The following is an 18,064-nucleotide window of genomic DNA, read 5'->3' as shown; positions in this document are numbered from 1 at the left end:
ATGAGCCAACATAAACTTTCAGGTAAAGACTTTGATGTGAACGTGGGGGATGCCCTCGTTCATGTGATCAACTGCTCACTCACCATTGATGATGGGCGCCAAGTGCGTATGACCAATGGCGTACCCGATGGCTTTTTAGATGGGCCTTGCACTGCCAAAGGCGAGCTGACAGTCAACCATGAAAACTTCTTGATTATTCAACAAGAGGCGCAAAAAGCAGGCAGCTGGAAAGGCATTGACCCGATTGATATCAGCATGATGGGCGCCGTGGTCAGTGGTGAGAAAAATATTGAAGCGTATGGCTGTCTCTTAAAGCTCAGCGATGTGCTCAGTATTGATCCCGAAGGCGCCAAGGCTGATGAAACTAAAATCCCTTTTGAGGTGACTTCATCGGATTTTGTCAAAATCAACGGTATCCCCTATCTGACCGCGAAAGAAGTGGAGAACATCGTATGAAGCCGCTCAGCGCTCAACAGCTCTTAGCAGCGATGCGGGCAAATGGACACCGTGTATTTGAAGGGGAGTTAAACCTGAACATCATTGGCGTGCGCGCCAGTGATGCACAGGCCAATACCTTTAATGACATGATTTATGTGCTTTACCAACGCGGTGGCGCATGGCAGTGCAAAGCCTACCCGGCCACCACTGATCCGGGCACCTATTACCGGAAGCATCCCGCGAATGTGAAAGGCACGGCCGTCCTTGTGCCTGGTCGCTACAGTGGCTGTTGGCAACTTGGACAGCACCAGGGTAAGTACGATGCGTTGGTGCAGCGCGGCGAAATGACGGTGTACCGCGATAACAATTCGGATGCACACATCGATACAGATACCCCGACGGAGTCCGGTTATTTCGGTATCAACTGCCACCGGGCCAACAAGCACACAACGAGCAAACACGTTGGCAAGTGGTCCGCCGGTTGCCAGGTATTAGCGAGCCCCGAGCACTTTAGCCAATTTATGAACCTATGCCGTGACAGTGCTTCACTGTATGGCCCGAGTTTTTCTTACACCCTTTTAACTGAGAGCGAGACGCGCCTGTGAAAAAAGTCATTGAGTTAGAAATTAACGATAAAGCGATCACATTTAACATCACGTTGGCGGCATACAACCAGTACATCAACAGCACCACGCCAAATAACAAAATACAGCCTGCGCACAACTTCTGCATGAATACCGTGGATGACAGCTGCAAAGCGGCGCTGAAAGAGCTGATAAAACAGCCAGGCATGCCCTTACACGTGGCCGGTGCGATTGTTGAAGAGTACCAGCCAGACATAGCGATCACGGTAAAAAAATCGAAAGGCGAGCAAGAGAAATCAGCGAAAACAGCTTAGATCAGCTGCTCGCCTATCACCAGCGGCACTTGCCCGGCAGTGCCGTTGGTGAAGAGAACCTTGCCCGGGCATTGTTCTTAGAGAACGACTATTGGAAAAAAATGGCAGTGGCCGTCAATAACGGCATTGCTTCTGCATTGAGTGAGTAGCGCGTGTGAATAAGTTGGAAAAACTCATGTTTACGATAGGCGTGGTGGATGCGGTCACCGGCCCTGTGAACAAGATGATAGCCAAAGTAGACCAGCTGACACACAAAGTGAAGTCGGGCATGGGCGATATGGCAGCGGGTGCAGCGGGCATGATTGCCGCCGGTGCCATGCTTAGCGCATCACTGGCGCCCTCCATTGACAGTATTGCCGCGCTCGGTGAAGTCCAGTCCCTGGGGGTGGCTGAGCACGCCCTCGAGCAACTCAATAGCACGGCGCACCGCTTTACGACGCGCTTTGGCGGTGACAGTGCGACCGTGATCCGCTCGGCCTATGACATTCAATCAGCCATTGCAGGGTTAACCGGCGATGAGCTTTCTAGTTTTACCGAGGCATCTGGAGTGCTCGCGGTGGCGACGAAAGCCAACGTGGGCAACATCACCAGTTACCTGGGCACCATGTACGGTGTCTTTGAGAACACCGCCAACGAGATGGGCAAGTCCAACTGGGTGAAACAGGTGGCCGGGCAAACCGCTGCGGCGGTGCAAATGTTTAAAACCACCGGCCCCCAAATGGAGCAAGCATTTAGCCGCCTTGGCTCTGCGGCAACGGCCCATGGCGTTGCCATGAATGAGCAAATGGCTATCTTAGGTGAGTTGCAAGCCACCATGAGTGGCAGTGAAGCGGCCACCAAATACCAGGCATTCTTAACCGGTATTGGTAAAGCGCAAACAAAGTTAGGGCTGACATTCACAGACAGCCAAGGCCAGTTATTGCCTGTAGTCGATATCATGCAGCGCATTACCGATAAATACGGCGCCCTTGATACGGTCGCTAAAAAAGATCTGATGATGGAGGCGTTCGGCTCAAAGCAAGCCGTGGCCTTTATCGATAACCTCATCCCCAAAACCGCGAAGCTTGCGAATAACATCGATGCGCTGGGCGAGCAAAAGGGCATGGATAAAGCGCTCGAAATGGCAAACACCATTGCCAGCCCCTGGGATAGGTTGGGCGGCTCGATTAACGCGGCGGCTTCGGCTTTGGGGCAGCGCTTGGCGCCGGTCATTGATCCCCTCGTTGATATGCTTGCACGTGCATTTGCCTACGTGGTGGATTTCTCAGAGCAATTCCCTGTGCTCACCACGGTACTGACAGCCAGTGCCGCCGCCATGCTGGGTCTAGTTGCCATTGGCAGTGCATACACCCTCGTCATGGGATTAAACAAAGTGGCGACGGCTGGGTGGGGCATGACGATGATCACCGTCACCAGTGCCACACGCATGTTCACAGGAGCCCAGTGGTTATTAAATGCCGCATTACTCGCGAACCCGATTGGCATTGTGATTGGCTTAGTTGGCCTGTTGGCGGCGGTCATATACAAGTATTGGGAGCCTATCAAGGCATTCCTAGGCGGCTTTTGGGAAGGCTTCACCGATGGCTTAGCGCCCGTGTTTTCATCACTGGGCACGCTGCGCACGGCGTTATCACCGCTCTTTAGTATGCTCGGTGCGTTGTTTGATTGGTTTGTGAATTTGTTTGAGCCTGTGAGTAGTACATCTCAGCAATTAGAGGGGGCGGCGACAGCGGGGCAGCTCTTTGGCACGGTTGTCGGCAGTGTGATGAACTTCTTACTCGCGCCCGTTCGTGCGCTCGCATGGGGCGTCACTCGCTTAGGTGAGTTGTTTGGTTGGTTAGCGAAGCCCGCAAGCCAGGCATGGGAATCAATGCGTGGCCCATTGAGCGCCATTTGGCAGTTTCTTGGTAAGGTCTTTAGTTATTCGCCGATAGGTTTAGTGCAAAAAGGGTACGGCAAAGCACTCGAGTGGTTAGAGCAAAAGCTGGGCGGCCTAAAGGGGGCACTGGCGAAACTGCGTGATTTACTGGGGATCGACACTGATGTGAGTGTGGCTACCGAGCACACTCAAACAGACACCACATTTAGCCGTCAATATGGCAGCGATATCGTCACGCGAGCCAATAATGTGGTGCCTTTGCCCACAGCTACCGATAACTTTGCTGCAGGTCGTGTTAATCCATTAACCCGCATCGATGCACTGAGCGCAAACGTCATTGATGCAAACCACCATTTTACCCACTCAGCAAATGACACATCGTTTGATGTCATTGATAAAGCCAAACAGGCGCACACGCAGCCTCTGAGTTCGGTGCGCGCGGCAACAACCTTGAACCAAAGCAAGCTCATTCAGCAGTTTGCGACTCAGACTCAACACAGCAGCCAGCAGAGTGAGGATAAACGTGTGTATATCGACCACCTAGAGCTGCGGACAGATCAGCAAATTACCAAGGAAAGCTTGGCCGAACTATGGGAGTTAACCGGGTGAGTGCGACGCCAATCTATATCGATTTACTGATAAGCGATGATGACTTACAAACAAATCGTGCGTTAGCCGTTGAGAGTGCCACCGACCGTGTGGTGATAGCGCAGGATATTCGCCATGCGATACGTGAATCAGGCATTGTGCTGCCGCTGATTGGTATGCGCGACCCTATCATCATTCAGCGTATTTTGACGGACTTAGAGCTTTTAGTTGAGCAAGACACACGCTTGGTTCCTGGCACGATTAATATGGCGATGCCTCACCATGAGCGCATCATTATGTGGGCCAAAACCCGTGATTTCGGTGATTTAGAGGTGCAGTATGGATTATAGAGCGCAGTTCCTAAATGTGCTTAAAGCGCGTGGTGTGCCAATAAGCGAGCAAGAGCAAAAGGCGTTATGGGAGCAAAGCCTGGTTGGTCAGGGCTTAGCTGTAAAAAACCAGTCACCACAAAGCCCGTTTTGGCGCGCACAAAAAGCCATTGTTGGGGAGGCAACGAGCCAACTCATCAATGTGCTCGTTGATGAAGTAATGCCCAATACATTTATTTTATTGGCGAAGGATAAGTGGCTCGATCAGCATGGGGAGGGGCGCAATACACCGCGCCTTCAGGCTGTTAAAGCGGTCGGTAACTTAACCATCACCCGGACCCAATCAGGCGGTGCGCTATTGATCCCCGCGTTCACTCGCGTGCAAAGCACCCCAGTGAACGGGCGCACATACGAGCTTGAGCTATTAAACGATATTCACTTTGTGGATGGTGAAGTTGAAAAAATCGCGGTGGCCCGGGCAATGCAAACAGGCAGTGAATACAACCTTGTTGCAGGGTATTACAGCCAATTTAATGTGCCGATAGAAGGCGTCAGTGTGATCAATCTCGATGACTGGCTTTTGACGCCCGGCCAAGATGTAGAAAGCGATGAGAACTACCGACTACGATGCCGTGATAAGTTTTCGAGCTTGGGTGGGTTCCATGTTGATGCGGTGTATCGCGCTATTATCAGTGAGTTCCCAGGCATACTCGCTGATAACATCGCATTTGATCACAGTGCCCCCCGAGGCCCAGGCAGTGCAAATGCTTATGTGTATCTAGAAACAGGCACTGTAAGCCAAGCGCTGCTTAACGACATTAATAACCATATCGGCAGTGGTCTGCATGGCAATGGGGATGACCTTCAAGTACTGGCTCTTGCGCGCCAAGGGGTTAGTGTCATTGGTAAATACTGGCTCCATGCCAATGCAGACGATATTCACGAGGAACTTAAGCAATGCATTCGCTCTGCGTTTCGCGAAAACGCTGCGTACGATGTGACCCGCGTAAAACCCAAAGAGCAGTTTAGCTTTAGCTTACTCGCCAGTGAGTTACATGCTCACTTTCCAGCGCTAAAAAGTATTGAGTTTGAAACCGCCGATATTCATACCGGTCTGTGGCTTCCATCATTAGACACCCTCACGATGGAGCGCCAATGAGTAATACCTCTACCAAGCTTCCCGTCTGGTTTCGTGGCGAGCAGGCTCAGCAATTAGAGCGTGCGGCCAAGGCGTACTGGCATGAAATTGAAACCGCACTGACAGGATGGCTTACACAAATAGATGAAACGCATGCAGCTGAGGAAATCCTCGATTTACTTGCGTGGGAGCGGGATATAAACCGCCTTGAAGGCGAGCCATTGGCCCTCTATGCCAAGCGTATTAAATACGCTGTCGCTAACGCCGAGGACGCCGGATTTAACACGGGTATGGAGCGTATTTTTAAACGCTTGGGGTTTGGCTTTGTGGAAATAAACGACCGTCTCCCGGGGTATGACTGGGACATGGTCGAAATAGCCATGTTAGAGAGTGAGCAAGTTACCAACCAAGCATTAATCAAAGAGATCATTCGCAGCTACGGAATGACGTGTCGGCGCTATTTCTTAAAAGCGCTGACGGCCATTGAGTCAGCATATGGATGCGCCTTAATTGAATTTGAAAAAGAGGTTGTGGGATGAGCCAACTACAGATCACAAATGCCGGGCTGGCATACAAAGACGCAGTGTTTGCCGGTGAGCAAGTGCAGAACATTTCACACTTCCTCTTCGCAATGGTGCCAGGGCTGGACCCCTCAGTGCCCATTGACCCGGATGCGGTCATCGACCCGCAGAGCGTTGTGCACACGCAACCCATTCAAGCTGTGTCACGCCTTGATGGGAATGCCGTAGTGATGAGCGCAGTGCTGGGCTATGAAACGGGAGACTTTGAGTTCAACGTATTTGGCGCCGTTGCGACACTGGCCAATGGCGATGAGGTGCTTGTCGCTATTGTTCATACTGACGTGCAACACAAGTACAAAGCAACAGCGGACAGCGCGGGCAATTACAGCGTGAAAAGCATTGTATGGCGCTCAAGTGCTATCGCGCAGCAGCTTAATGTCACCCTGTCGTCATTACCCTGGCAAATAACAGATTACAACTTCGTGACGCGCGAAGAGTTTGATGCCTTGTCGCTCGACAAACCCTTTATTGGCGCTGAGCCACAGCTTCGGGTGTATGAGCGCCACCTTATTGCCGACTCACAAAACTACACAGCACCAGATCATGCAAGCCTAAGTGGTGGCGAGTGGTTCTCAGTCAAAACAGAAAAAGGCGTATTGCCGGTATTGAGTGCACGTAGTGGGACGTCCTTCAAGCGCCGCCAAGATGAGTTAAGTGATAACGCGGTGACCCTTCGCACCAGCCGAGGTGACAGTGATCTTCGTGAAGTCGTTTTTGTGTGGAATGACCAAACACAGCAATGGGAGTTTTAAAGGTGGACAGTTTATTAGTGCCAAGTACGTCAACAGGGTTTCCTATCCGAGGGATCCCCAATGCAGAGTTCTTTGATGTCAGTCGGCTATTTACCCTACCAAGTAGTTTTATAGAAAACGTACTTTACATCACAGGATGTGGAGCAGGAGGTGGTGGCAGTGGTGTGTATGCCAGTGGATTACAAACGGGGGGAGACAGTGGCCACGGTGGCTCGGCTTGTTTTCGCCTTCCCATTGCAGCCAAGGCAGGGGATGAAATAGAAGTCATCATTGGTGATGCGGGGGCGGCGGCAACGGGCGCTTCGACCTACTCAACGCGAAACCTGCACTTTGGTGGAGACGGCGGTACGAGCATCGTGCGCAACCTGACGGCCCGCAATGAAAACCGCTATGGGCCGCTGACAACGTTAATGACGGAAGTGCAGTTGATAGGCGGCGCCGGTGGAGGCGGTGATATTGATATCGAGTACGGGATTGATTACAGCTACATGAAGCAAGCCAGCAAACTAAGCCAGCAATTTGGCATTACCTCAACGTGGCGAGATATCGGCTTTTTCGTCGAAGGGGGGGAGTCGGGTCAATCTCGAGGCCGATACATCTCACGTTTCACCGGCGGCCAGCCTTCAGAAACAGCACTGCGCTTGGCTGGGCCCGGAGAGATTGTTCTTGGGCAAGAGTTTAATAACAGCGCCGGTGGTGGAACTTACGCCCAAGGCGGGCCCGGCGGGTGTTTATTTTCACCCGATGGGTATGGCACCGGTGGGCGAGGTGCAAATAGCACGGCACACAATGCGCTTCCCGGAGAGCCCGGTTTTATCATGTTGGAGTGGGACTAATGACAGTATATGCAATCGTAGAGAATGCCGTGGTCGTCAACCCGCGTGTGGTCGCGCATGCGCCGTTGACCGAGCAGTGGATTGAGGTGCCCCCGGGTGTGGTATTACGCCAAGGGTACCGCTATGAAAATGGCGAATTCATTGAACCGGCTTTGCCCAGTGAGCCAGAGCGGCCAACGCTTATTCCCGTCAATATTGATGCGGTCGCCGGACAATTACAGGGATACAACAATGCAGAACGTGAATACACCGTGCCACAACAATCCGCCGACGTGATTGCCACGGGCACGCTCGCGATTGAGGACAGAAAATTTAAAGTGCCGTTTTTACGCCTTGATACCGGGCGCATTCAGCTAATGCCTGCTCAGGTCGTCGACGGGGTATTTACGGTGCCACTTAAATTTGAAACGAACGGGGTGTGGGTCGTGAACCAGGAGCTGATCAATACGGACTTTGCGCAATCTTTATTTGAATTAGTAGAACATAAATTTTCGGTGATCTAATGAAACAATTACAGGCAACATTTATTGGTGATGGTAAAGCGCGGCTCATTGCGCCCCTTAAAACTCAGTTTGGCGAAGTCCACAGTGGCTTTGTCACCGACGGCTTTACTTTACCCTGGTATTTACGGTGGTTTCATAATCCATTTGGGAGTGGTCTTGAAGCCGCAGTGTGGCATGACTACGCACTAAAAACAGGGCGTAAAAGCCCGCATGCAGAATTTTACACACTGTTGTTGCGCACAGGCGTGCCGAAATGGAAAGCGGTGCCTATGCGTTGGGCGGTCGTGGGTTACCAAAAATTAGCGAATGCGCTTTATGCAGTTCCCAAGCTCTTTAAATAGCGCCGGTAGCCGCAGCGAGCTTAATGCATTGATTGCTGAGGTGCATGGGCTCGCGCTTAATAGCTATGCCCTTGAGCAGCTCGTTAGCAGTGCCGCCGGTGCGGCGCGGATCGCTCAGGCAGTGCGCGATATGACGCGACGAGAGCGGCCTTCTCATTGGCACGCGCTGGTGCTTTATACCAGTGCCCCTAAACCTGAGAGATTAGCGCAAGCACTCGAGGTGGCAAACGACGCCTGTCCACTTCCTGTATTCATAACCGCAGCGCGATACGCCCGCTCGCTTGAAACATTAGACAAGCACAAAATGAACGAGCTAACGGGCTATGAGCAAAGCATTGAGTGGCAAACTCTCAGTGATGCGTGCCACGTTCCTGCGCTAAGTCGCGCGTATCAGGTAGCTTCAACCAAATTGATAAAAGGTGAGGGGCAAAACAGTGTTGGCAGCATCGATGAAGAGTTGGCGGCGCTCGGCGAGCAAAAAGCTGCGCGGGATGCGCGGATAGACTCATGCTCGTTTGATGCGGCCCAACTTGGGCTTCGCACGAAAGCGATCACCGCGACCAGTGCGCGAAGTCTGGCCGATGCACTTGAGCGCTTGGGAGACAACCACGTGCACTGGGCTTTTCAGGTTTATGTGGGGCGCCAACAGGCCATCGCCCCACTTGTGGAGTTATTCAATTGATTGCATTAAATGGCGTAAAAGTGCCCGGTAGCAATACTCGGGTGCATGCCAATTTTGATTTGGCGGGAACAAACCAATCAGGGGTTGGCTCCTTTGCTATTACCAGTGAAGAGGGCACCAAACCAAAAGGGCTCACCATTAGCACTGTGCTGAGAATGGATGAGCTCGATGCGCTTGAGCAAATCACTCGCTGGGCAGAGGCTGAGAATGATTATGGCGAGCGCCAAGTGTATACCATCACAAATGAGTTAGCGCAGAGTATGAAAATACGCAGAGCTAAGTTTGCGGGCAAGGTCAATGTCAAAGAAGATCAAACGCTCAAAGCGTGGAATCTCACCTTTAAACTCGTCGAAGTTAAAAGTGTGGCCGAGAAAAAACAGCAGCAGTTAGACGAGACAAACAAAGGGATCAGCCAAAGCCCAGCTAAAGACGGACACGCACAAACCCTTGTGTTGTTCGAAGCGGCCGAGGGCCAATAGCATGAAGTTACAAACCTTACTCTCTATCGGCGGCGAGGTGGTGACGCCTGCACACCATAACGTGGTGCTTTCTTTGCGCTCACCCGGGCGCGCGGTGTTTGTGGTTGCAGAAGACACATTGCCAAGCGGCCTTGTGGAGTTTCACATCGGTTATCAAGATAAATTGGTGCCGTACTTCTATGGAGTGATCGAGTCGAAGCAACAGCGAGCAGGGCGGTGGTTCATTACTTGCCGAGAGCTTGTCGGTGCCTTGTCTTTTGCGCTGCCTATCGCCAAACGTCACCCGACACTTCGCGATGTGTGCGACGAGATAGAGCGTGCAGGTATCACCATTGAGCTGCCCGATGCGGACTATGCCAATCGTAAGATCCCATGCTTCTATCACAGTGACGACGGTGTAAATGCGCTGCGTAAACTCGGGGCTGCGTTTGGTATTACTGATTATATATTTCAGCAGCGCACCAATGGCAATGTGTATGTGGGGAGCTGGCATGACAGTGGTTGGCAAGCCGAAAATAAAACCATTACCACGGCCGAGCATATTTTTAAATCCAGCAATGCCAGCAGCGCGACACTGTTTGCGGTGCCTTATCTGCGCCCAGGCATGAAACTCAACAAGCGCTATGTTGGGCAAGTAGAACTTAAAGAAACGGAGCAAAGTATTTTATGGTCCCCGCAGCTGTCCGCCGTTTAATCGGACGTTTTCATCCTGAGCTGAAGCAGCGTCAACATGTACCGCAATTGGCGCGCATCGAAGCTGTGTATGACTTACCACACCAGGATGCGCAGATAAGCACGCCGTTTCGTGCCCATCTCGCCGTGGATATCCAGCTGCTAGCGCCAAGTGGCGAGCCAAAAAATACACCTGTTTACGAGCAGGTGCCCCTAGCCGTCAGTGTTGCGGCCAGTGATGCGGGTGTGGAATTGTCACCGCATGTGGGCATGCAATGCTTGATTCAATTTATTGATGGTAATAACGCTATGCCGGTGATCACTCACTTGCTGCCATTTGGGCAACTTGTGAATGAGCGCAAATGTACTGATGTGTCACTCAAACAAAGTGCCCGTAGCCAGGTTCGTGGCACTAATGGTGATTGGCATATCCATACCGATGGTGAACTAGCACAAAGCGCCGATACCACGAGTATTCGGTCGTGTACGCGTTCGGAGCATTATCATCAAAAGAGTACGAGCATTGATTCGCATGATTCCACGCGCGTTGAAGGTAACCAACTAAACACCATCCTGGGCGCATTAAAAACCACAGTGGGTGAGAAGGCCTTGCTTATTGCATTAGATAACATGCAATTGGGCAGTCAAAAGCAGGTAGATATCAAAGCCCACGGTAACATGAACCTTGAAACACTAAAGACGCTCCACGCCAAAGCCGCGAACTTAGCAAAGCTAGAAGGACAAACGGTTTGGGTGGGCAATGAATCGGTGAATGTGTTGCAAATATTGCTCGATTTGATTGCCGTGGTAAAAGACACCAATCAAACACTTGCGATGCATACCCACGAGGGGGCAGGTAAGTCACAGCAAGCCGGGCAGTTTACAGGGTATCAATCAACAGCAGCAGGCTTAGGAAACCAGCTTTCACCGATTACCGAGCAGTAAACCGGCAGATATTGACCTTTCCCACAAAAATAACACCATGACATAGATGAGATTTTCAATAAAGTGGAGACAATGGAGACCTCAATATTAAAATCGCTTACAGCGAAGCGAAAACGACAAGCGTTGCGAATCATTCTTAAATGCTTGTATGGTGTATTTTATACTAAAACTGAATCTTGATGATTAGCAGTGTAATCATTTAATTCCGTATCCAACCAAGGAACATAGACAGACATTACAGTTCGATGGTCACTAATGATTGAATTTAACGCTTCAGTAGTTGCCCAGGGAGCAAATGAAACACCACTTCTAAAGTTTGAACGTTTACTTTTGTCCGACTCTAAATGAATAGAAATCATCTGATTTTGAATATTTAAAGTTTTCTGCTTGTTTTTAATTAATGATTTAACAAACTCATCACCAAGCACATCACTCATCATTCCAGTTGCATTAGCTAGTTGACCAACTTTAATCAATAATTCCTTAGAATCACTCTCGATAGTTAGTTGTAACGCTTTAGCTAGGCCAATTTTAAAGCCTTCAATGTTGCCACCAACAGAGTTAACATGATATTTCATAAATTATTATTCCTTTATTTAATGCTCATTCAGAACTTATTTTGATTAAAACTCACCGTAATATTGAATACAGTTAACGCCTTGCTCACCGGAAAATTGGGAGCGCAGCGAGTAATTTTCCGAGTGCAGCAACTTGTTATGCATCACGCCTCTCTATAGCCTCTCTAGCGCCCTCAGGCAAGGAGCCGTAAAGCTCTTCTATTTCTCTGGGTCGAGTTATTCGATCCTGAACAATTAGATTCACAAGCCGGAAAAGATGATTTGCTATTTCAGGGGAATCATTTAAATCTATTTCTCCCGGGTGTACTGCGTTGTTACCAACAACACGACAGATATCTAGAGACCTCTGGACCAAAGGCGGAAGGCCCGCTTCAACTAAAGAAGCAATATCATTATTGATATTATTGCCTGGCAGCCCTAAATGAACCATTAGCTTCTGAATGCATAATCGAAGCAAGGCCGCAGCCCCTTTAGGAGATCTTGCCACAATATCTCGCGCTTCTTCATAATCCTGCAGGCAGTTTTCTGGAAGGTCAGGGTTTGGAAGTTCTACTGTTCCTGATGATGGATAAATCATTCGACCATCTAGCCAGTAAGACAGTTTTTCACAATGTGAGCATGTTGCAACAGTCATGGCATTTTGGCGGTAATTCCCCCAAAGGCCATGATAACCACTCCCCCAATGTTGCTTTGCATAAACCCCACACAAAGGGCAATGAAAGTTCTCTTTTTGATGTTCTGGTGGATAATGTTGCATTATTTCTCCCTATGCATAACGCCGCAAATAAACGGCAAAAATTAGTTGGCTAAACTTGTGAGGAACGAACAAAGCCAACTGGTTTTTGTCCGCCCTTTTTGATTTGCCTTGTTATATGCCTATGGGCCCCAATAATCGAACATAAAAACCACGCCCTTGGGTATAACAAAACTAATGGATGATCCACAGTGAATAATATGCTCACCAGGCTCTATTTCTGATACTTCACCGAGAGGTAACTCCCACGCTCTACCATCTAATAGTAACGGCCCACAATTTCCACCATTATTATCAATTACACCAAAGTAAGTTTTACCGTCTTGTGAAGGTTCTACTTCACCTCTAAGGTATCCATCGCCCTTGCATGCAATAAGCGTAAAAATTAGTGAAACTATGAATAAATACTTCATGATTTCCTTGGCATATAACAATTTAATATCGAGCGATTGGGTCGTTTTTCTGCCGCAATCTGTCTCGTTTTTGTCCTTAGACCATTGATAGCAAATTTAGGAAGTGCTTACCAGCGTTGAAGTTTCTGTAAATCGCTCTAATTCTGGACACGACAAAAACGACCAATTTGGTCGTTTTCCTGACTATGGAAGAAACTAAACGATTATGGAAGTATACATTATGATTTTGGTGTAAGGATGACATCCGCTTCTCGCTCGTTTCTACCTGTCCGACTAAGTTAGGATTTATCTGAGCTGCTGTCAGAAAGCGTTTGAGTCACTATAACTTATTTATCTTTAGCATGAAGCTTATGAGGAAATAACTGTGTATAAACCTGCCAAAGAATATTTAGGTTTCTATGTCCAGTAACTTGGGCAACATCCTCGATACTATATCCTTTTTCAAACAATCGACTAGCTCCCTCTCTGCGCATGTCATGATATCGCAAGTCTTCAATTCCCAAAGAATTTCTGACTCGCTGAAAGCCAGCAGTCACCGACTTTGAATTATAAGGAAATATAAATTCACTATTGCGAGGTTGGCGTAAAACAATATCAAAAGAACCAGCAAGCAATGGCACCACCATATGATTACCAGTCTTTTTACGGGGATCTTTGCGGTCGCGAACTAGTATGGTCTTATGCTTTTCGTTTAAATCTTCCCAGCGAAGCTTGCACACTTCACCTATTCGCATACATGTTAAAATTGAAAAATCGAGAATATCCACAAAAGGTATGCGCACCTTACCATTAGGCCGGTAAGCCATGCGCTCCTGGAGCCCTTTACGTAATTTTTCTAACTCGTTGTTTGTTGGTCGGCGAGTGCGCTTTTGGCTTTTGCCCACAAGGCCCATTTCAATTAATACAGGCACAGCATCTTCAAAAATAGAAACATTGGCATCGATATCCCAAACTGGCCCAGCTTTTTTCATGACGCTACGTAGATATGCAATATCATGATAAATGGTCGCAGGGCCAGCTCCTGCGCTTCTGCGGTTTTGGCAATGTTGAATCAAGTCACTGGTTTTAAGTTGGTTAGACATGACATTTGCCACATCACAATCCATGAGCATTTTAATTACAAACTGCTTAGTGCGGCCGGTGTTATTCCACAGATCATGGTTTTCATAATACATATTTAGCAAGGTACCGAGGGTGACGACTTTCTTTAGGTCGTTCACCAGACTCTCTTCAATAGAGTTGACCTTGTTTTTCCCCCATGTTTCAGCCAGTGCTCGTTTACTGAAAGTTTTATTTTCATTGTGTATAATCCGCCCGCGCTCTTTGTGCCGCACATTACACTTGTAGCTGAATCCAGATTTGAGTTTTCGTTTTTCTATTGTATATGATGCCATGAGGGTGCCTTTTTTAGTCTCCAGTCCTACCGTAATAGGGTGACATGAGGGTGACTGTATATAGAAATTCGAGGTAATTCAAGGTAATTTGGGGCAGTTGAGAGTATATGAAAAACACCACTGAACAAGGTCTTAGGCCAGTAAAATCAAGCGATTCAAGCTTTAGGCGTTTTAGTGTTGCTCCGATGCTGGATTGGACTGATCGCCACTGCCGTACTTTTCATCGTATTATGAGTAAAGAGGCGGTGCTGTATACCGAGATGATCACCACCGGCGCTATTATCCATGGCAGGGGTGACTATTTGCACTTTAACCAGCATGAGCAGCCAGTGGCGCTGCAATTGGGTGGCTCAAACCCTGACGAGTTGGCTCATTGCGCGAAGTTAGCGGCACAACGAGGCTATGCGGAAATCAACTTAAATGTGGGCTGTCCGTCGGACCGGGTGCAAAATGGTCGCTTTGGCGCCTGCTTAATGGCTGAGCCAGAGCTAGTCGCACAGGGGGTGGATGCAATGAAGGCGGTCACTGACCTCCCCGTGACGGTAAAAACCCGTATCGGCATCGATGAGCAAGACAGTTACGAGTTCTTGCTGGCGTTGATAGAGGCGAGTCACAAGGTCGGCTGCGATGATTTTATCATTCATGCCCGCAAGGCGTGGCTGCAAGGTTTGAGCCCGAAGCAAAACCGCGAGGTTCCCCCCCTTGACTACCCGCGTGTGTATCAGCTTAAAAAAGACTTTCCCCACCTTCATATCAGCATCAATGGGGGGATTAAAACCATCGCTGAATGTGAACATCACTTGGCGCATGTTGACGGTGTAATGATTGGCCGAGAAGCATACAGTAACCCTTACTTACTGGCCGAAGTAGATGCCGCATTATATGGCTTAGAGGGTTGCACACTGAGCCGCCATCAAGTGGCAGAAAAAATGCTTAGCTATATTGATGACGAGATGCGCCAAGGCGCGCGCTTTTGGCATATCGCTCGGCATATGTTGGGGTTATTTCAGGGCATGCCAGGTGCCCGTGGTTACCGTCGTCATTTATCTGAAAATGGCCACAAGCAAGATGCCACGGCCGATACTTTAGTCACAGCACTGAGCTTTGTCCGCTAACTTTATTGCTAAATACACTAAAAAATAGCTATTTTGCTAATTGCATAAAGGTGATTTAAATCGAAACCCTTTATTTTTCAGTGTGATGAGTTTTGGCATGTAACTTGATGCTCACTTAGTGAATTAAACTAATAGGAGTATTCCATGCGAGACTCTAGCTATCAACGCTTTTATCGCGATGCCTTGGATAAGAAGTTATCGGGTGTGTGTGCCGGCTTTGCGAAACGTCATAACCTACCTGTTTGGCTCACCCGCGTAGCGATGGTGATCTTGTTCTTAAATGCCCCAGTGCTGGTGGCAGCTATCTACCTTATTTGTCATTTCGTGTTTGACGAGCACATCGTGGTTTAGCCATATGAACACGTACAACCATGGCTGCAAATAACGCTCTATTTGCGGCTAGTACACTGATTTTATTACAGACACTCAGGCGTCATTAAGCTATATTAGGGTACAGTTAAAGTAATATAACAAGGAAGCGCTATGCTGCGTACAACCCTAGGTACCCTCATCTGTGCAGTGTCGTTACTGCTCAGTTTTCACAGTGCTGCTCATGGCGAACTTATGGTGAGTGAAGCCAAGGTGCGGACCTTCTTACCTGCTAGCGAGAGCTCGGTAGGATACCTTACGTTAATGAACCACAGCGATCATGACCGAGTACTGAAAAAGGTCGAGATCGAGACCCTCGGGCGTGTGGAGATTCATACTCATGAACATAAAAATGGCATGATGCAAATGCGTAAGCTTGAAGAGTTACAGGTTCCTGCGCACCAAACACAGGTATTTCAACCCGGTGGACTACACTTAATGCTATTTGCGCCAAGTCAGAAACTGGTAGCCGGTGAGCAACTGAAAATGACCCTGTATTTTGCCGATGGCGACCGTGTGTTCACACAGGCACGCATCTATAACTTGCTTGAACAGTCGCAAGACAATAACAGCGATGAACATCAGCACCATCATCACTAGGAGTTATTATGTCTCAGCATAAAGGAAAGATTGCCGCAGCCATTGCTGCATTGTTTTTATTATTTTATCTCATTGCCGTTTATTGGAGCATTGAGCCCGATCGCTTCGATGTAGTAGAAAAGGCAAAACAGCAAGCTAGCGAACGAAATGAGCGCTTAGTAACAGGTTATGTGACCACGTCGACGTTGATTAATGTCGCGCAAACATTACTCGACAAACCGGGTGGCTACCTTAGTAACGATATGGCTCCACCCAGCGTGTTGATGGACAACATGCCGGCCTGGGAATACGGAGCGCTGGAGATGACCCGTGATTTAGCGTTGTCGATGCGTAAAGACTTTAGCCGTTCACAGTCGCAATCCACGGAGCACCCGTCACTGAAAAAAGCGCAACCGCAGTTTAATATCAGTAGCACAGCTTGGATGTGGCCCAGTGCCGAAGGTGAGTATCAAAAAGGCATTGATTACCTGATTGCCTACCGCAGTCAAATCGCGGACAGTAACGACAGACAAAGTCAGTTTTATGCCCGTGCAGATAATTTACGTACTTGGGTAAAAGAGGCTGAAAAGCGTTTGGGTAGCCTCAGCCAACGCCTCAGCGCCAGCGTGGGACAAGAGCGTGTTAATACCGATTTGGCTGGCGATCGCGAAGCACATCAAGCGACATATGCACCCATGCAGCAAGAGGTGCGCACCTCTTGGTGGGAAATTGACGATGTGTTTTATGAATCTCGGGGAGCTACCTGGGCGTTGCTGCATTTCCTGCACGCTATTGAGCACGATTTTGCCGATGTTTTGGAAAAGAAAAATGCTAAGGTAAGCGTCCAGCAAATTATTCGCGAGCTGGAAGCAACACAAGAGCCTGTGTGGAGCCCTATGGTGCTTAACGGCAGTGGCTTTGGCCTTGTAGCTAACCATTCGTTAGTGATGGCAAATTATATTTCTCGTGCTAATGCGGCACTAATTGAGTTAAGCGAGTTACTCGCACAAGGATAAAAAGGGTAGATGATGAAACAATACTTTGTGGCTGCAGGTTTATCTCTTGCAGCGATGGCGCCAATGGCCCATGCTGATACCGTGTTAGGCCTTTATGTGGGGGCCGAAGGTTGGCAGGCTGAGCCAGAAGGTAGCTTTGGCAGCAAAGGCTATGCGCAGCAAGATTTCAACTTCGATGATGAAACCTTCACCAGCTACTACGCAGCATTGGAGCATCCAGTTCCTTTGGTTCCTAACGTCAAGCTACGTTACACGGAGATGGACATCAGTGGCGGAGCATTGCTTAACCAAACCTTTGAATTTGAGGGAGTCGATTTTGCTGTAGGCAGCAACATCATGACTAATGCAGAGCTTAGTCACACCGATTATGTGCTTTACTATGAGATTTTTGATAACGATGCGGTGTCGATTGATTTAGGTTTGAGCGCGAAACAGTTTGACGGCGATATTTATGTTGCCCAGGCCGACAACAGTTCGTCTGTGCGCGTTGATTACTCAGGGTTTGTGCCACTAGTGTATGGTCGCGGTGAAGTGGGCTTACCTTTTACTGGCTTGAGCGCATTTGCTGAGGGCAGCTTTTTCGCATTAGATGACAGTACCGTGCATGACTACCAAGTCGGGGTGCAGTGGGAGTTTATTGATAATCTAGCGGTGGATGTGGCTGTACGTGCAGGCTACCGAGCGATGATGATTGAACTTGATGATGTTGATGATATCAATACTGATATTGATGTTTCAGGCCCCTTTGCAGGACTACAAGTTCACTTCTAAATAGTAAACTTTGA

Annotated in this window: 25 protein-coding genes; 21 read left to right on the top strand and 4 right to left on the bottom strand. The window is 48.8% G+C overall.

The window, feature by feature from the left end:
- The 16 genes from PRUTH_RS13020 to PRUTH_RS12950 are packed head-to-tail and all read left to right on the top strand — an operon-like array spanning position 1 to position 11,061.
- On the top strand, positions 1-456 hold the full coding sequence (locus PRUTH_RS13020) for a phage protein (RefSeq protein ID WP_022944376.1): 456 nt from the start codon (positions 1-3) through the stop codon (positions 454-456).
- On the top strand, positions 453-1,043 hold the full coding sequence (locus tag PRUTH_RS13015) for a hypothetical protein (protein WP_151173455.1): 591 nt from the start codon (positions 453-455) through the stop codon (positions 1,041-1,043). Before PRUTH_RS13020 ends, PRUTH_RS13015 begins: the two co-directional genes overlap by 4 nt.
- The gene (locus tag PRUTH_RS13010; protein ID WP_151173454.1) at positions 1,040-1,336 is read left to right on the top strand and encodes a putative phage tail assembly chaperone; all 297 of its coding nucleotides are present in this window, start codon (positions 1,040-1,042) and stop codon (positions 1,334-1,336) included. The genes PRUTH_RS13015 and PRUTH_RS13010 overlap by 4 nt, the downstream gene beginning before the upstream one ends.
- Positions 1,337-1,365: 29 nt before the next feature.
- Positions 1,366-1,485, top strand: coding sequence for a DUF6890 family protein (locus PRUTH_RS19390; protein ID WP_371741514.1), 120 nt, complete (start codon positions 1,366-1,368; stop codon positions 1,483-1,485).
- A gap of 26 nt (positions 1,486-1,511) precedes the next feature.
- On the top strand, positions 1,512-3,824 hold the full coding sequence (locus PRUTH_RS13005) for a phage tail tape measure protein (RefSeq protein WP_151173453.1): 2,313 nt from the start codon (positions 1,512-1,514) through the stop codon (positions 3,822-3,824).
- Positions 3,821-4,153, top strand: coding sequence for a DUF2590 family protein (locus tag PRUTH_RS13000; RefSeq protein WP_022945373.1), 333 nt, complete (start codon positions 3,821-3,823; stop codon positions 4,151-4,153). The genes PRUTH_RS13005 and PRUTH_RS13000 overlap by 4 nt, the downstream gene beginning before the upstream one ends.
- On the top strand, positions 4,143-5,291 hold the full coding sequence (locus PRUTH_RS12995; protein ID WP_151173452.1) for a baseplate J/gp47 family protein: 1,149 nt from the start codon (positions 4,143-4,145) through the stop codon (positions 5,289-5,291). The genes PRUTH_RS13000 and PRUTH_RS12995 overlap by 11 nt, the downstream gene beginning before the upstream one ends.
- Positions 5,288-5,809, top strand: coding sequence for a phage tail protein (locus PRUTH_RS12990; protein WP_151173451.1), 522 nt, complete (start codon positions 5,288-5,290; stop codon positions 5,807-5,809). Before PRUTH_RS12995 ends, PRUTH_RS12990 begins: the two co-directional genes overlap by 4 nt.
- Positions 5,806-6,603, top strand: a complete 798-nt coding sequence (locus PRUTH_RS12985; protein ID WP_151173450.1) for a phage tail-collar fiber domain-containing protein — start codon at positions 5,806-5,808, stop codon at positions 6,601-6,603. Before PRUTH_RS12990 ends, PRUTH_RS12985 begins: the two co-directional genes overlap by 4 nt.
- A 2-nt stretch (positions 6,604-6,605) precedes the next feature.
- Complete coding sequence (locus tag PRUTH_RS12980) at positions 6,606-7,439, top strand: hypothetical protein (protein ID WP_151173449.1); 834 nt, start codon at positions 6,606-6,608, stop codon at positions 7,437-7,439.
- Positions 7,439-7,942, top strand: a complete 504-nt coding sequence (locus PRUTH_RS12975; RefSeq protein WP_151173448.1) for a hypothetical protein — start codon at positions 7,439-7,441, stop codon at positions 7,940-7,942. Before PRUTH_RS12980 ends, PRUTH_RS12975 begins: the two co-directional genes overlap by 1 nt.
- On the top strand, positions 7,942-8,283 hold the full coding sequence (locus PRUTH_RS12970) for a DUF1353 domain-containing protein (protein WP_138507993.1): 342 nt from the start codon (positions 7,942-7,944) through the stop codon (positions 8,281-8,283). The genes PRUTH_RS12975 and PRUTH_RS12970 overlap by 1 nt, the downstream gene beginning before the upstream one ends.
- Positions 8,258-8,965: a hypothetical protein gene (locus PRUTH_RS12965; protein ID WP_151173447.1), complete on the top strand. Its 708-nt coding sequence runs from the start codon at positions 8,258-8,260 to the stop codon at positions 8,963-8,965. Before PRUTH_RS12970 ends, PRUTH_RS12965 begins: the two co-directional genes overlap by 26 nt.
- Positions 8,962-9,444: a baseplate complex protein gene (locus PRUTH_RS12960; protein ID WP_022945381.1), complete on the top strand. Its 483-nt coding sequence runs from the start codon at positions 8,962-8,964 to the stop codon at positions 9,442-9,444. The genes PRUTH_RS12965 and PRUTH_RS12960 overlap by 4 nt, the downstream gene beginning before the upstream one ends.
- Before the next feature lies 1 nt (position 9,445).
- Positions 9,446-10,138, top strand: coding sequence for a hypothetical protein (locus PRUTH_RS12955; RefSeq protein WP_151173446.1), 693 nt, complete (start codon positions 9,446-9,448; stop codon positions 10,136-10,138).
- Positions 10,111-11,061, top strand: a complete 951-nt coding sequence (locus tag PRUTH_RS12950; protein ID WP_151173445.1) for a hypothetical protein — start codon at positions 10,111-10,113, stop codon at positions 11,059-11,061. The genes PRUTH_RS12955 and PRUTH_RS12950 overlap by 28 nt, the downstream gene beginning before the upstream one ends.
- 158 nt (positions 11,062-11,219) lie before the next feature.
- On the opposite strand, the gene PRUTH_RS12945 is transcribed toward PRUTH_RS12950, so the two are convergent.
- The 4 genes from PRUTH_RS12945 to PRUTH_RS12930 all read right to left on the bottom strand — a co-directional run bounded on the left by PRUTH_RS12945 (position 11,220) and on the right by PRUTH_RS12930 (position 14,200).
- The gene (locus tag PRUTH_RS12945; protein ID WP_151173444.1) at positions 11,220-11,639 is read right to left on the bottom strand and encodes a hypothetical protein; all 420 of its coding nucleotides are present in this window, start codon (positions 11,637-11,639) and stop codon (positions 11,220-11,222) included.
- 136 nt (positions 11,640-11,775) lie between these two features.
- Complete coding sequence (locus PRUTH_RS12940; protein WP_170268950.1) at positions 11,776-12,396, bottom strand: DUF4145 domain-containing protein; 621 nt, start codon at positions 12,394-12,396, stop codon at positions 11,776-11,778.
- Positions 12,397-12,515: 119 nt separating this feature from the next.
- Positions 12,516-12,806: a hypothetical protein gene (locus PRUTH_RS12935; protein WP_151173443.1), complete on the bottom strand. Its 291-nt coding sequence runs from the start codon at positions 12,804-12,806 to the stop codon at positions 12,516-12,518.
- Between the two features lie 326 nt (positions 12,807-13,132).
- Positions 13,133-14,200 carry a site-specific integrase gene (locus PRUTH_RS12930; protein WP_151173442.1) on the bottom strand — a complete coding sequence of 356 codons (1,068 nt, stop codon included), beginning with the start codon at positions 14,198-14,200 and terminating at the stop codon, positions 13,133-13,135.
- Between the two features lie 107 nt (positions 14,201-14,307).
- Here PRUTH_RS12930 and dusA point away from each other — a divergent pair, with 107 nt between their 5' ends.
- The 5 genes from dusA to PRUTH_RS12905 all read left to right on the top strand — a co-directional run bounded on the left by dusA (position 14,308) and on the right by PRUTH_RS12905 (position 18,050).
- Positions 14,308-15,315, top strand: coding sequence for a tRNA dihydrouridine(20/20a) synthase DusA (gene dusA, locus PRUTH_RS12925; protein WP_151173441.1), 1,008 nt, complete (start codon positions 14,308-14,310; stop codon positions 15,313-15,315).
- A 144-nt stretch (positions 15,316-15,459) separates the two neighbouring features.
- Complete coding sequence (locus tag PRUTH_RS12920) at positions 15,460-15,666, top strand: PspC domain-containing protein (protein WP_022945387.1); 207 nt, start codon at positions 15,460-15,462, stop codon at positions 15,664-15,666.
- A gap of 132 nt (positions 15,667-15,798) precedes the next feature.
- A complete protein-coding gene (locus PRUTH_RS12915) occupies positions 15,799-16,284 on the top strand; it encodes a copper chaperone PCu(A)C (RefSeq protein ID WP_138547028.1) in 486 nt (161 codons plus the stop codon).
- Between the two features lie 8 nt (positions 16,285-16,292).
- Complete coding sequence (locus PRUTH_RS12910) at positions 16,293-17,279, top strand: DUF2333 family protein (RefSeq protein ID WP_022945389.1); 987 nt, start codon at positions 16,293-16,295, stop codon at positions 17,277-17,279.
- A gap of 12 nt (positions 17,280-17,291) precedes the next feature.
- Positions 17,292-18,050, top strand: coding sequence for a TIGR04219 family outer membrane beta-barrel protein (locus PRUTH_RS12905; protein ID WP_138508143.1), 759 nt, complete (start codon positions 17,292-17,294; stop codon positions 18,048-18,050).
- The last annotated feature ends 14 nt before the right edge of the window (positions 18,051-18,064 follow it).

The organism is Pseudoalteromonas ruthenica, assembly GCF_008808095.1.
GTDB lineage: Bacteria > Pseudomonadota > Gammaproteobacteria > Enterobacterales > Alteromonadaceae > Pseudoalteromonas > Pseudoalteromonas ruthenica.
The sequence above is the reverse complement of the archived record's forward strand: the minus strand, read 5'-3'. Positions and strand labels throughout refer to the sequence as shown.

What these genes read in the sequence shown, in the direction of transcription:
- PRUTH_RS12945 (WP_151173444.1), bottom strand. Translation starts at nt 11,639, where the DNA reads ATGAAATATCATGTTAACTCTGTTGGTGGCAACATTGAAGGCTTTAAA.
- PRUTH_RS12970 (WP_138507993.1), top strand. Translation starts at nt 7,942, where the DNA reads ATGAAACAATTACAGGCAACATTTATTGGTGATGGTAAAGCGCGGCTC.
- PRUTH_RS12915 (WP_138547028.1), top strand. Translation starts at nt 15,799, where the DNA reads ATGCTGCGTACAACCCTAGGTACCCTCATCTGTGCAGTGTCGTTACTG.
- dusA (WP_151173441.1), top strand. Translation starts at nt 14,308, where the DNA reads ATGAAAAACACCACTGAACAAGGTCTTAGGCCAGTAAAATCAAGCGAT.
- PRUTH_RS12995 (WP_151173452.1), top strand. Translation starts at nt 4,143, where the DNA reads ATGGATTATAGAGCGCAGTTCCTAAATGTGCTTAAAGCGCGTGGTGTG.
- PRUTH_RS12985 (WP_151173450.1), top strand. Translation starts at nt 5,806, where the DNA reads ATGAGCCAACTACAGATCACAAATGCCGGGCTGGCATACAAAGACGCA.
- PRUTH_RS13005 (WP_151173453.1), top strand. Translation starts at nt 1,512, where the DNA reads ATGTTTACGATAGGCGTGGTGGATGCGGTCACCGGCCCTGTGAACAAG.
- PRUTH_RS12950 (WP_151173445.1), top strand. Translation starts at nt 10,111, where the DNA reads ATGGTCCCCGCAGCTGTCCGCCGTTTAATCGGACGTTTTCATCCTGAG.
- PRUTH_RS12920 (WP_022945387.1), top strand. Translation starts at nt 15,460, where the DNA reads ATGCGAGACTCTAGCTATCAACGCTTTTATCGCGATGCCTTGGATAAG.
- PRUTH_RS13020 (WP_022944376.1), top strand. Translation starts at nt 1, where the DNA reads ATGAGCCAACATAAACTTTCAGGTAAAGACTTTGATGTGAACGTGGGG.
- PRUTH_RS12935 (WP_151173443.1), bottom strand. Translation starts at nt 12,806, where the DNA reads ATGAAGTATTTATTCATAGTTTCACTAATTTTTACGCTTATTGCATGC.
- PRUTH_RS12955 (WP_151173446.1), top strand. Translation starts at nt 9,446, where the DNA reads ATGAAGTTACAAACCTTACTCTCTATCGGCGGCGAGGTGGTGACGCCT.
- PRUTH_RS12975 (WP_151173448.1), top strand. Translation starts at nt 7,439, where the DNA reads ATGACAGTATATGCAATCGTAGAGAATGCCGTGGTCGTCAACCCGCGT.
- PRUTH_RS12990 (WP_151173451.1), top strand. Translation starts at nt 5,288, where the DNA reads ATGAGTAATACCTCTACCAAGCTTCCCGTCTGGTTTCGTGGCGAGCAG.
- PRUTH_RS12965 (WP_151173447.1), top strand. Translation starts at nt 8,258, where the DNA reads ATGCAGTTCCCAAGCTCTTTAAATAGCGCCGGTAGCCGCAGCGAGCTT.
- PRUTH_RS13015 (WP_151173455.1), top strand. Translation starts at nt 453, where the DNA reads ATGAAGCCGCTCAGCGCTCAACAGCTCTTAGCAGCGATGCGGGCAAAT.
- PRUTH_RS12905 (WP_138508143.1), top strand. Translation starts at nt 17,292, where the DNA reads ATGAAACAATACTTTGTGGCTGCAGGTTTATCTCTTGCAGCGATGGCG.
- PRUTH_RS12910 (WP_022945389.1), top strand. Translation starts at nt 16,293, where the DNA reads ATGTCTCAGCATAAAGGAAAGATTGCCGCAGCCATTGCTGCATTGTTT.
- PRUTH_RS12930 (WP_151173442.1), bottom strand. Translation starts at nt 14,200, where the DNA reads ATGGCATCATATACAATAGAAAAACGAAAACTCAAATCTGGATTCAGC.
- PRUTH_RS12940 (WP_170268950.1), bottom strand. Translation starts at nt 12,396, where the DNA reads ATGCAACATTATCCACCAGAACATCAAAAAGAGAACTTTCATTGCCCT.